The 11,622-nt window shown below is 53.2% G+C and carries 11 protein-coding genes and 1 pseudogene; 11 read left to right on the forward strand and 1 reads right to left on the reverse strand.

Going from position 1 to position 11,622, the window contains the following annotated elements:
* Window positions 1–8: 8 nt before the first annotated feature.
* From KDX31_06395 to KDX31_06440, 10 genes and pseudogenes are all read left to right on the forward strand, one after another.
* Window positions 9–326 (forward strand): sarcosine oxidase subunit delta, encoded by a 318-nt coding sequence (locus tag KDX31_06395; GenBank protein ID UTW04631.1) that lies wholly within the window; start codon window positions 9–11, stop codon window positions 324–326.
* Window positions 323–3,223 (forward strand): (2Fe-2S)-binding protein, encoded by a 2,901-nt coding sequence (locus tag KDX31_06400; GenBank protein ID UTW04632.1) that lies wholly within the window; start codon window positions 323–325, stop codon window positions 3,221–3,223. The genes KDX31_06395 and KDX31_06400 overlap by 4 nt, the downstream gene beginning before the upstream one ends.
* Window positions 3,224–3,225: 2 nt before the next feature.
* Window positions 3,226–3,897 (forward strand): hypothetical protein, encoded by a 672-nt coding sequence (locus tag KDX31_06405; GenBank protein ID UTW04633.1) that lies wholly within the window; start codon window positions 3,226–3,228, stop codon window positions 3,895–3,897.
* Window positions 3,898–4,108: 211 nt separating this feature from the next.
* The gene (locus KDX31_06410) at window positions 4,109–4,900 is read left to right on the forward strand and encodes a hypothetical protein (GenBank protein ID UTW04634.1); all 792 of its coding nucleotides are present in this window, start codon (window positions 4,109–4,111) and stop codon (window positions 4,898–4,900) included.
* 42 nt (window positions 4,901–4,942) lie between these two features.
* Complete coding sequence (locus KDX31_06415) at window positions 4,943–5,188, forward strand: GlsB/YeaQ/YmgE family stress response membrane protein (GenBank protein ID UTW04635.1); 246 nt, start codon at window positions 4,943–4,945, stop codon at window positions 5,186–5,188.
* Between the two features lie 60 nt (window positions 5,189–5,248).
* Complete coding sequence (locus KDX31_06420) at window positions 5,249–6,193, forward strand: glyoxylate/hydroxypyruvate reductase A (protein ID UTW04636.1); 945 nt, start codon at window positions 5,249–5,251, stop codon at window positions 6,191–6,193.
* A gap of 93 nt (window positions 6,194–6,286) precedes the next feature.
* A pseudogene (locus tag KDX31_06425) lies at window positions 6,287–6,739 on the forward strand (DUF1456 family protein).
* Between the two features lie 260 nt (window positions 6,740–6,999).
* Window positions 7,000–7,629 (forward strand): 3'-5' exonuclease domain-containing protein 2, encoded by a 630-nt coding sequence (locus KDX31_06430; GenBank protein ID UTW04637.1) that lies wholly within the window; start codon window positions 7,000–7,002, stop codon window positions 7,627–7,629.
* A gap of 44 nt (window positions 7,630–7,673) precedes the next feature.
* Complete coding sequence (locus KDX31_06435) at window positions 7,674–8,102, forward strand: hypothetical protein (protein ID UTW04638.1); 429 nt, start codon at window positions 7,674–7,676, stop codon at window positions 8,100–8,102.
* A gap of 299 nt (window positions 8,103–8,401) precedes the next feature.
* Entirely contained in the window at window positions 8,402–9,331 is a 930-nt protein-coding gene (locus KDX31_06440) for an IS481 family transposase (GenBank protein UTW04639.1), read from the forward strand.
* Between the two features lie 68 nt (window positions 9,332–9,399).
* On the opposite strand, the gene KDX31_06445 is transcribed toward KDX31_06440, so the two are convergent.
* Window positions 9,400–10,230 (reverse strand): helix-turn-helix transcriptional regulator, encoded by an 831-nt coding sequence (locus KDX31_06445; GenBank protein UTW04640.1) that lies wholly within the window; start codon window positions 10,228–10,230, stop codon window positions 9,400–9,402.
* 140 nt (window positions 10,231–10,370) lie between these two features.
* Here KDX31_06445 and KDX31_06450 point away from each other — a divergent pair, with 140 nt between their 5' ends.
* On the forward strand, window positions 10,371–11,531 hold the full coding sequence (locus KDX31_06450) for an MFS transporter (protein UTW05314.1): 1,161 nt from the start codon (window positions 10,371–10,373) through the stop codon (window positions 11,529–11,531).
* Window positions 11,532–11,622: the final 91 nt, after the last annotated feature.

Here is an 11,622-nt window from a genome sequence, read left to right on the forward strand (position 1 = left end):
AGTCTGCAATGAAGATTATTAATTGTCCTCTGAATGGACCCCGCAACAGCAGCGAATTTGTTCACGGTGGCGAGTTGCGTCAGATGCCTGACCCCAACAACTGCACCGATAAAGAGTGGGCCGATTACGTGTTTTACAGTGATAACCAGATCGGTCTGATCACTGAATGGTGGCTGCATGCGCCATCCGGATATTGGTTTATCGCTGAGCGGCATACCGGCAGCGATGAGATTATGCGGACTTACGATCCCTCTGAAATATTCACCCACCGGGTCGAATTTACCGAGAAAGAAGAGCGTAGTCCGTCTGAGGAGGTGGAAGCATGAGCAGCGAGAAGCGCCTTAACGCCCCAATGGGGTTGCTGATCGACCGGGCAAAACCGCTGTCGTTCAGCTTTGAAGGTAAGCAGTACAGTGGTTTTCAGGGCGATAGTATCGCCAGCGCACTGCTCTCAAACCAGCAGTGGCTGATGTCCCGTTCGTTTAAATATCACCGTCCCCGTGCGCCGCTGACCATGGCGGGGCAGGATGCCAATACCCTAATTCAGCTGGGCGGTGAACCCAACGTCCTGGCCGATCGGGAGATGCTTAGTGAAGGTATCAGCGCAGAGGGGCAGAACTATAACGGCACCCTGGAGAAGGATAAAGATGCCTTGCTGGGTCACTTTAGTCGCTTTATGCCGGTGGGGTTTTACTACCGCAGCTTCTTTAAACCGATGGGCGTGTGGGATAAGTGGGAAAGTTTTATCCGTGAAAAAGCCGGACTGGGTAAGCTCGATCTGGAGTTTAAACCGGAATATTACGACAAAAAATACCTCTTCACTGATCTGGTTGTCATCGGCTCTGGCCCGGCGGGTCTGAGTGCGGCACTGAAAGCCGCCGATGCCGGTGCTCAGGTGTTGCTGGTCGAGGAGATGCCCCTGCTGGGTGGTGCGCTGACCTATAACCGCTTTGATATCGAGGGTCAGCAGGCGGATGAATTGCGTCAGCAGCTGATCGAAAGGGTCACTGCGCACCTCAATATTGAGGTAATGACCGATACCGTCTGTAATGCTTGGTTTACCGAGAACTATCTGCCGCTGATTCAGGGTAAGCGGCTGTATAAACTGCGGGCGAAAGAGTGCATCGTCGCTTCCGGTGCATATGAGCAGCATGTGGTGTTCCGTAATAATGATCTGCCGGGCATTATGCTGTGCAGCGCGGTTACCCGGTTGATGAAACTCTATGCGGTGAAACCGGGGTGTAAAGCGGTGGTGCTGACCGGTAATGATGACGGTTACCTGACCGCGCTGGCGCTGCTTGAAAATGGTGTTGAGGTTGCTGCTATTGTTGACCTGCGACAAGAGCATCCCTGGCCAGAGCTGCTGGGCGCAGTGAGACAGAAGGGGATTCAGGTAATACAGAACAGCACCGTTTATGAAGCGTTGCCAACCAAGGGTAACAAACATATTCGTGGCGTGGATATCCGCGCCATTGTCGGTGAGGGAGAGGTCAGTGAATTTTCTACCCTGCTGGATTGTGATCTGCTCTGTATGTCGGCGGGTTATATGCCGGCTTACCAACTGCTGTGTCAGGCAGGGGCTCAGCTTACCTATAATGATGACGTTGCCGAATTTAAATTATCCGGCCTGCCTCAGAGCGTGCATATCGCCGGATCGGTTAATGGGTTACATAGCCTGGATGCAGTAATGAGCGATGGTGTTAATGCCGCCATCCGTGCTTTACGCAACCTGGAACTGAGTGAAGAATCAGAAATCAGTGTCAGCTGTCAGGCGAAACCGAACTATAGCTGGCCGATCTTCAGTCATCCGAAAGGTAAGGACTTTGTCGACTACGATGAGGATCTGCAGGCTAAAGATATTGTTAATGCCACCCGGCTGGGGTATCGCGATATCCAGCTGGTTAAGCGTTTCTCTACGGTGGGTATGGGGCCTTCTCAGGGACGCCACTCGGCGTTGCCTACGGCCCGGCTGGTGGCTAAGTCTACCGATCGTACGGTCACCCAGACCGGTGTGACCACTGCGCGTCCGCCGTTTGCTCCGGAGAAACTGGCACATGTTGCCGGGCGGATCTTTGATCCACGCCGTCATACCGCTATGCACCACCGTCACCTTGAACTGGGCGCGAAGATGATTCCGGCGGGTAACTGGCGCCGTCCTGCTTACTATGGCGATGCTGCTCAGCGGGATCGCTGGGTTCGTGAGGAAGCAGAGCATGTGCGCTCCAAAGTCGGGCTGATCGATGTCAGCACACTGGGGGGCATCGAACTGCGGGGGCCGGATGCCGCCGAATTTATGAACCGGATCTATACCTTTGCCTTCCTTAAACAGCCGGTGGGCAGAACCCGCTACGCTGTACTGACCAACGAGCATGGTGTGGTGATCGATGACGGTGTTGCCTGTCGTATCAGCGAGGATCATTTCTATGTGACCGCGACGACCAGTGGGGTCGAGCGGGTCTATCGGGATATGACTCAGTGGAATGCCCAGTGGCGGCTGGATGTCGATATTCTGCATGTGACTTCGGCCTTTGCCGCTGTCAGTCTGGCCGGACCCGATTCCCGTAAAGTGCTGGAAACGCTGGTAGACGATGTTGACCTGAGTGCGGAAGGTTTTCCCTATCTTGCCTACCGTGAAGGCAAGGTGGCAGGTATTCCTGCGCGTCTGTTGCGGGTGGGTTTTGTCGGAGAACTGGGATATGAGATCCATGTGCCTTCCCGCTATGGTGAAGCGCTGTGGGATGCATTGATGGAAGCCGGTAAAGCGTTTGATATCCGACCGTTCGGGGTGGAAACCCAGCGACTGCTGCGACTCGAAAAAGGCCATGTGATTATCAGTCAGGACACCGATGGCATGAGCCATCCGGGTGAGCTGGATCTGAGCTGGGCGGTGAACCGCAAGAAACCGTTCTTCGTCGGTTGCCGCTCAGTCGATATCGTTATGGCTCAGCCACAAACCCGTAAGCTGGTCGGTTTTAAACTACCGGCTGACAGTAGCAAACCCGAAGAGGGGCACCTGGTACTGAAAGGGGATCGGATCGCAGGTAACGTGACCTCCTGTGAATACTCTTCTGCCAGTCAGGCCATTATTGGTCTGGCCTTTGCGGATATAGCGGACAGTGAACCCGGTTCGAAGATCAATATCCGGGTCGCGGGTGAAGAGATTCTGGCCGATGTCGTGAAACTGCCGTTCTATGATCCTGAAAACCTGAGACAGGAGATGTGACCATGACCGTGATTAAACCCGAACTGTTCGACAGTCGCAGTTGTATCTATCGTAAGCATCAACACGCCGAGTTTTCCGAGGTTTCGGGGGCCGCTCAGGTGCTGAGTTATGCCGAGCAGGGAGATCCGGCCACCGGGCTGATCGATCTGTCGGTGCGGCCCCGCTTTGGCTTGCGCGGGCCAAATGCGGGAGCGGCGCTGATCGCTGCCGGCCTGCTGCATCCGGAACAGCCGAATACTCTCACGGTATCTGATGATGGCGTGATGGTGCTGCGGCTCGGGCGTACCGAGTATTGGGTGCTGGCGTTGCCGGGTGCATCCGCCGATACGGATATGGACGCGCTGCAGCACCAACTGTGTGGCAGCGGTATCTATCCGGTCTATTGCCACGACAGTTATACCTGGCTGGCAATGGCCGGCGATAATCTGGCGGATATTATGGCTAAGGTCTGTGCCGTTGATCTGCGGGAAGAAAGCTTCGCGCCGGGGGAGCTGGTGATGACCTCTCTGGCCCGGGTCGGCGGCATTATCTGCCATCACCAGATGGCGGGCATGAGCGTCTTTTCGATCTTCAGCGACAGTGCCTCAGCGGGCTACCTTTGGGACGCGCTGCTGGATGCGATGGCTGAATTTGACGGAATCCCCGCAGGACAGAACAGGCTACTTGGCCGCTAATAACGGCCTCTGGTCGCGTAAACCGTTCCATCACCCCAAAAACCGGCTGGCATCTCCTCCGATGCCGCTGGTTTTTCTTTACGCAGGATTTAAGCCTGCTCAGATCGCGTTATCTTTTTCATGTTGAACCCCTTCCTATCGTCAGGCTTTAAGGTAAAGTGAGCGCTTTCACTGGTTTCTCAACGCCGTAAACAGAATGATGGATCAGCTTATGCAACAGACAGATATTCAGGCGGCAGCACAAGTCCTGTTCAACCGGCGCCTGAAGCAACAGGTTACCGGCCCTTTAGCGCCCGAACTCCGTCCTGCCAGCGTTGATGATGCGCTGGCGATACAGCAGCAACTGACGCTAATGATGGAACAGGCCGGAGATCGGGTGGCTGGCTGGAAATGCGCGTTGCCGATTGAGATTGACGGGTTGAAAAATGTTCCGGTGGTCGCGCCCATTTTTCGCAATAGCACCTACACCGACTCACCCTGTCCGATTCAGCTGGATCAGGGCGTTTGCAAAATCGAACCGGAGATCGCATTTCGTTTCGGGCATGATCTGCCTCACAGACGTGAACCTTTCAGTGAAGAGGAGATCATGGCCGCTTTGTCCGGGGCGCATCTGGCACTGGAACTGATTCTGAGTCGCTATCTGAATCCGGACTCGGTCAGCTATTGCGAACACCTGGCGGATTGTCTGTTTAATCAGGGGCTGTTTGTTGGTCCGGAGATCTCACTGGAACAGGCGTTTTCTGCGTCAGAGATCGGTTTTGTTTTAACCGGCTCCTCCGGGATTTCAGACGCGCGGATCGACGGTAAACATCCTGCGGTCTATCCCCAGCTGCCGTTATTCTGGATGGTTAATTATCTCAGTCAAAAGGGCATCGATATCAAAGCGGGTCAGGTAGTGATTACCAGTTCCTATGCCGGCGTTATCGAGGTCGCTCCCGAAATTAATTTCACGTTACAGTATGAAAAATTGGGAGAAATCGGGTTACGGTTTGAGATAGACTGAACACTGAATACGTTTTACAGAAACTGAAAAAGGAGTGTGGAAATGGGAATTCTGTCCTGGATTATCCTGGGTTTAGTGGCGGGTGTACTGGCAAAATGGATTATGCCCGGAAAAGATGGAGGTGGTTTTATCATCACCACGCTGCTGGGTATCGCCGGCGCCTTTGTGGGTGGTTATCTCGGTAACCTGATTGGCTTCGGCACTCTGAATGGGCTGAGCCTTGGCAGTATCGCGACCGCAACCGTGGGGGCCTTTATTCTGTTGTTTGCCTATAACCAGCTGAAATAAAACCGACCGCTCAGCTTTAGCGCTTCAGCCCTCGCTCACTGTGCTTTTCAGAATACCGTCATGTGCCCACTCATCCCCTTTGTTCATCAGCTTGAAGACCAGGAAGCCGATCAGTGGTGCGAGGCACTGAGGGCACAGTTGCCGGATTGCGATATCCGCCAGTTTTCCCAATTGAGCCCTGAGGAGCAGTCACGTGCAACGGTCGCCGTGGTGGCTAACCCATCTCCCGGTGATGTTGCTCAGCTCCCAAATCTCAAGTGGGTACACTCGGTGTGGGCCGGAGTGGAAGGGATGATGGCCAGTCTGGCACATATGCCGTTTGCTATCGTCCGCTTAACCGATCCGCAACTGGCACAGACCATGTCTGAGGCAGTGCTGGCCTGGGTGATGTATCTGCACCGGGATATGCCGCACTACCGGCAGCAGCAGTCAGCCAGTCAGTGGCGACAACTGCCCTATACAGACCCGGCAAATCGGCATATCGCACTGCTGGGGCTGGGGGCGCTGGGACAGGAAAGTGCGCTGCGGCTGGTGGATAATGGTTTCAGGGTGTCAGGCTGGAGCCGTTCTGCCAAGTGTATCGATGCAGTCCGGTGTTATTCAGGAGAACAGTCGTTATCAGAACTGCTCTCGGAGGCGGATATAGTTGTCAATCTTCTCCCTCTGACTCCTGCTACCGAGGGGTTAATGGACCGGGCTTTTTTCCACCAGGTTAAAACCGGCGCATCGCTGATCAACTTTGGTCGCGGCGCGACGGTTGTTGAAAGCGATCTGCTGGCGGCACTGGATTCTGGTCAGCTCAGCCATGCGGTGCTGGATGTCTTCGCACAGGAACCACTGCCGCCGGAGTCGTTGTTGTGGCGTCATCCGGGCATTACCCTGTTACCGCATATCTCGGCCCCCACCAGTATTCAGACGGCGAGTCGTATTGTTGCCGCTAATATCAGTCGCTATCTGTTGCAGGGCACACTCCCCGAGTGTGTCGATAAAAGCCGCGGCTATTAATCGACAGGGGATTAATACGCAAAGAATAGGGGCTGAATCAGGTGTTTTTGTGTTAAAGTGCCAGCCTTATTCACCTTTGTCCGGACTCTTTTTGTGACCAATAACGATATTCTTCGCCGCCTGCGTTATACCTTCGATTTCAGCGATACCAAAATGATCGGGGTGTTTCGCCATGCCGATCTGGCGGTCACCCGGGTGCAGCTGTCCGGCTGGCTGAAAAGAGAGGAGGAGGCCGGTTATATCCGCATGTCCGATCTGGAGATGGCGACCTTTCTTAATGGTCTGATCATCGAAAAGCGGGGCCGGCAGGAGGGTGATCAGCCGGTTCCGGAAAAACGCCTGAATAACAACATTATCTTCCGCAAGCTGAAGATTGCCCTCAACCTGACGGCAGACGATATTCTGGCAATTCTTAAGCTGGCGTCTGTCAGACTCAGCAAACATGAGCTGAGCGCACTGTTTCGTAAGCAAGGCCATCAGAATTACCGCGAATGCCAGGACCAGATTCTGCGCAACTTTCTCAGTGGACTGCAGAGCCAGATGCGCGATAAAGCCCCGGCGGCTAAAGGGAATAAACCTCAGCGGACAACGGCTACGGCTGCGGCAACATCCGATAAACCGGTGCGTAAACCCGCGGCTGAAAAGCGTCAGAAACAGGAGGTTAAGTTTGTCGTAGATAAGCCTGCTGCCGATAAACCTGCAGCGGATAAACCTGCCGCCGATAAACCGGCCAGGCCGGCTGCTGCAGACAGTGATTCTGTCTGGGCTAAAGCGTTGGCGAAAACCGGTAAAAAGACCTGAGTGGTATGAAAGAGAAACTGTTGCCGCCCACACGTGAGCAGATCGCACTGTTTCCACCCTTTGCGGGTATGACGCTGGAACAGATACAGCAACCCGACACCCCTGAAACGCTGGTCTCCGCTTTGCAGGATCTGCTCAGCAGCCCGTTTGTTGGCTTCGATACCGAATCGAAACCGGTGTTTCGTAAGGATCAGAAATCCGCTGGCCCCCATGTGGTTCAGTTGTGTACCCCCACAACCGCTTATGTTTTCCAGCTGCATGATCAGGCGGCTTATCCGCTGATCTGTCAGGTGCTGGAATCACAGCAGGTCGTCAAGGTTGGCTTCGGGCTGCAGTCGGATCGCAGCCACATCAGGCGTAAGTTTGGCGTTGAGATCAGCGCGATCCTCGATCTTGATGCGGTCTACCGTAAACTCGGATACCGCCGCCAGCTTGGCGTCAAAGCAGCCATCGCGGTACAGTTCGGGCAGAAGTTTAATAAATCAAAACGGGTATCAACTTCCAACTGGGCGTTGCCAAAGCTCAGCGATGCACAGCTGCTCTATGCCGCCAATGATGCCTATGCCGCATTAAAGATTGTGCAGGGGCTGCAGCAAGCGGGTCACCGGAAAATTGTTGATGAACTGGTTTGCTGAAATAGCAGTGTTGTCAGCCTGATCTTTTAAAGGATATTCAGAGTATGATTTTAAAGCGTTTTTCCGAATTGCCGGCACTGGAAACCGAGCCGGGTACCGATTGTTCCTTTGTCAGTCATAATCCGAATGGTGAGCCACTGCTGACCGTTGTATATGCCACTAAGCGGGATTTTCTCTCAGTACCGAAAACCTATACCGGGGTGCAGTTTAAAGGCAGTGATACTATCCCGCTGGAGTTTCATTCGGTATCCCGTCAGGATTACCTTGAACAGCTGGAACTGGCTAACAGCTGGTTTAAATCCGGTGCCTACGAGATCGAAAAAACCAAAGACTATAGCATCGTGTTGTTACTCACCAACGACCGCGCGCTGGAGATCATCTTTACCGGGTTCGAGTTGCTGCAAGACAGCTACCACAGCAGCGATTCGCAAACGGCGTTATTCAAGCTGTTAGATAGCGCCGCCGCTAGCTAGATGAGAGCGTTAATTTTAAATGTAGGAGCTGCATCCTGCAGCGATTGAATCGTATCCTCGTGCAGTTTCTCGCCGCTGCAAGCGGATCCTACCCGAAAAAAACAGGTCGGCTGGCATGACTTCTGGGTGATTCCGGTGGTGGCGATTAACAGTCGCGAGAACTTTTTAGAAAACCTGAAACGCCAATCATCATCGGCTTTTTCTAGCTGTGAAATTCAGAGAGGTTGTTCACAACTCGGTTGTATTGGAAGCTGTTGGTTGCGAAATCAATAGCCCTTTAAACAGAGGAGTGAACAACCATGCACAAGAATGCAAAATCTAGCCTCCATAGTCGAGTTTTAATTGTCAAAAAACATCTTGAAGAAGATGTGTCTGTCTCCGAACTGGCTGGCTTTTTCGAGGTATCTAAAAGCCTAATCTATCGCTGGATCAGGCGCTATCATCAAGAAGGTCTCAATGGACTTCGAGATCGCAAAAGTCGACCTAAACGCATCGCATCGCGAACGCTTTATTGGCAAGAGCAAGCGATAAAAGCGCTGGCCCTGGGTGGCTGGTCACAAACAGATATTGCTGCCACACTCAAGATGCCGCTGTCGACTGTCTGTGTTGTTGCCCATCGCATGTGTGGTCACCTGCTGAAAAAGACAGAGCCAGTCCGTCGTTATGAATACGATGAGCCAGGAGGGCTAATTCACTTCGATATCAAGCGTGTCGCACGTTTCAGTCAGCCAGGCCACCGCAAGACAGGCGTCCGTAAAGTGATGACCAAAGGTGCTGGCTGGGAATACGTGCATATCTGTATCGATGATTATACTCGATGGAGCCATGCAGAAGTTCACCCAAGGCAATCTGCTAAGGATGCTGTCAGGTTCTTTGAAAACACCCTCAAAATACTGAAAGCAATGGACGTGAAGGTAAAACGGGTGCTGACGGATAATGGTAAGTGCTACACCAGCAGAGCCTTTAGAAATGCCGTCAAAACGATCGGTGCACGCCCCATGAATACGCGCCCCTATCGCCCTCAGACAAACGGTAAAGCGGAACGTTTTATACAGACGCTGATTCGGGAGTGGTCTTACGGTAAACTGTATAACAATTCTGCTCAGCGAAATGCGAAACTATCCTGTTATCTGAAGTGGTATAACCTTGTCAGACCACATGGTAGTTTAAACAAGCAACCACCTATAAGCCGGTTACTTGTGAACAACGTATCTGAAATCTACATCTAGCAACTAGAAACTAGCAAGTGACGAAGTCATGTCTGGGAAGTCGCGAAGCGACGTTCTAGCCGCGGCTCTTAAAGCTCAAAATACCTCCCCGGTGTTTTTCCCAGCGCTTTGCGGAACATCGTGATAAAGGCGCTCTGACTGCTATAGCCCAGATCCTGAGCAACGTTAGCAACTGCATCCCCCTGAGCGATGCGGGTCAGTGCTGCCAGCAGACGGGCCTGCTGGCGCCACTGGCCAAAGGTCATGCCGGTTTCCTGACGAAAGTGACGGGCCAGGGAGCGGGCGCTGGTGCCCAGTTCTGCTGCCCAGTCTTCCATTGAGCGCGGGTCGGCGGGATCATCCCGCAGTCTGTGAGCGATCTCAATCAGTGCTTTGCTGCTGGGGTGGGGCAGGTGCAGCGGTGCTTCCGGTGTCGCTTTCAGTTGATCGAGAAACACCTGCACCATGCGTCCCTGAGGGCCTTGTTCATCATAGAGGGTATCAAAGGAGACCATCTCCAGAATCAGCTCACGCAACAGCGGAGTGACATGGATCACCTGACAGTGATGGGGCAGGGCGCTGGACGCCTGAGGTGCGATATAGACATTACGCATCTGTACCGGGTGAATAGTACGGGCATCATGTTCAATAAAGGCGGGTATCCATACCGCCCGTTGTGGCGGCACCACCCAATAGCCGACATCTTTAGCCGAAACCTGAATCAGCCCGTCGGCGATAAATAGCAGCTGTCCCCAGCCGTGGCTGTGAAACGGTGAGTAAAATCCCGCTTCATGGTCGGCTTTGCGAATCACCACCTGACGGGGGACATGCTCCAGCCGGTTTACCGGTTTGCCATTGAGGGTAACCCAGTGTTTAGGCACTTCAGGCAGTTCTGTCTGTTTCTCGATATAAGTTGGCATGCTTTATTGTATACGACAGTTTGGATCTTTTTTAAAGTAGTCTGACATTTAATTGAGTAATTGAGTCGGGTATTAAGACTCCGTCGCTTTTTTACGATCCTGCTGGAGTAACCGTGTTGAACTTTATCCGTCGTCCCGAGATGTTTCTGTTTCTGCTGGCTGGAGCGATGCCCTTGTCGATGGGGGTGTGGATGGCACTGCTGAATAACTTTGCCATTGAGAAGGCTGCCTTTACCGGGGTTGAGATCGGTATCCTGCAATCATTACGCGAGATCCCCGGCTTTCTCTCTTTCGGCGCGGTCTTGCTGCTGGTATTGATGCGCGAGCAAACGCTGGCGCTGGTGTCTATGCTGTTGCTGGGGTTGGGAACCGCCCTGACCGGTTTTTTCCCTAATGAGGTCGGCCTTTACTGCACGACTGTACTGATGTCGATGGGGTTTCACTATTACGAAACGATGAATCAGTCACTGTCACTGCAGCTGTTCAGCAAAGAGGAAGCGCCGCATCGATTAGGGCAGATGGTGGCTATTGGCTCGTTTGCCAGTCTGGTGGCGTTTGCCCTGGTGTGGCTGGCGCTGGAAATTTCCGGCTTATCGATGCAAACAGTCTATCTGCTGGGTGGCGGGGTGACCGTAGCCATAACACTGTTTTGCTGGCTGGCATTTCCCCGTATGCAGGGACAGGTAGAGCAGCATAAAAAACTGCTGCTGCGAAAGCGTTACTGGCTTTATTATGCGCTGGTGTTTATGGGCGGCGCACGGCGACAGATCTTTATGGTGTTTGCCAGCTTTCTGATGGTAGAGAAGTTTGGTTTTACGGCAGGCGAAATCTCTATCATGTTTCTGGTGAATGGGGCGTTGAATATGTTTTGTGCGCCCCGTATTGGCCGGTTAATTGGTTACTGGGGCGAACGTAAAACCCTCACTATCGAATATATCGGTCTGATTATCGTCTTCACCGCCTATGCCGTGGTGTCAGATCCCTGGATTGCCGTGGGTCTGTATATTGCCGATCATCTGCTGTTCTCAATGGCAATAGCGCAGAAAACCTATCTGCAGAAAATTGCTGATCCTAAAGATCTGGCTTCCACCGCAGGCGTTTCCTTTACGATCAACCATATCGCTGCAGTGGCATTACCTGCTGCCTATGGGGTGTTGTGGATTATCTCACCGGCTGCTGTATTCCTCACCGGTGCCGCGCTGGGCGGGGTGTCTCTGGTGCTTGCCAGAATGGTGCCGGAAAAGCCGGGGCCTGGAGAGGAAGTTGCTGGGTTTTCGGGGAAGACCGCAGAGGTGGCTTAGTCAGCTGTCAGTAGATATCGGGGCGTTAAACGCCTGAGGGGGGCTATGCGTTCCCGTTTATACGCTGGCCGGTATTGCAGAAAAGGGGAGC

The organism is Amphritea atlantica (assembly GCA_024397875.1).
GTDB lineage: Bacteria > Pseudomonadota > Gammaproteobacteria > Pseudomonadales > Balneatricaceae > Amphritea > Amphritea atlantica_B.

Excerpts from the sequence above, each read along its gene's own strand:
- KDX31_06420 (UTW04636.1), top strand. The coding sequence starts at position 5,249 with ATGTGCCCACTCATCCCCTTTGTTCATCAGCTTGAAGACCAGGAAGCC.
- KDX31_06445 (UTW04640.1), bottom strand. The coding sequence starts at position 10,230 with ATGCCAACTTATATCGAGAAACAGACAGAACTGCCTGAAGTGCCTAAA.
- KDX31_06440 (UTW04639.1), top strand. The coding sequence starts at position 8,402 with ATGCACAAGAATGCAAAATCTAGCCTCCATAGTCGAGTTTTAATTGTC.
- KDX31_06415 (UTW04635.1), top strand. The coding sequence starts at position 4,943 with ATGGGAATTCTGTCCTGGATTATCCTGGGTTTAGTGGCGGGTGTACTG.
- KDX31_06410 (UTW04634.1), top strand. The coding sequence starts at position 4,109 with ATGCAACAGACAGATATTCAGGCGGCAGCACAAGTCCTGTTCAACCGG.
- KDX31_06400 (UTW04632.1), top strand. The coding sequence starts at position 323 with ATGAGCAGCGAGAAGCGCCTTAACGCCCCAATGGGGTTGCTGATCGAC.
- KDX31_06435 (UTW04638.1), top strand. The coding sequence starts at position 7,674 with ATGATTTTAAAGCGTTTTTCCGAATTGCCGGCACTGGAAACCGAGCCG.
- KDX31_06395 (UTW04631.1), top strand. The coding sequence starts at position 9 with ATGAAGATTATTAATTGTCCTCTGAATGGACCCCGCAACAGCAGCGAA.
- KDX31_06405 (UTW04633.1), top strand. The coding sequence starts at position 3,226 with ATGACCGTGATTAAACCCGAACTGTTCGACAGTCGCAGTTGTATCTAT.
- KDX31_06430 (UTW04637.1), top strand. The coding sequence starts at position 7,000 with ATGAAAGAGAAACTGTTGCCGCCCACACGTGAGCAGATCGCACTGTTT.
- KDX31_06450 (UTW05314.1), top strand. The coding sequence starts at position 10,371 with ATGTTTCTGTTTCTGCTGGCTGGAGCGATGCCCTTGTCGATGGGGGTG.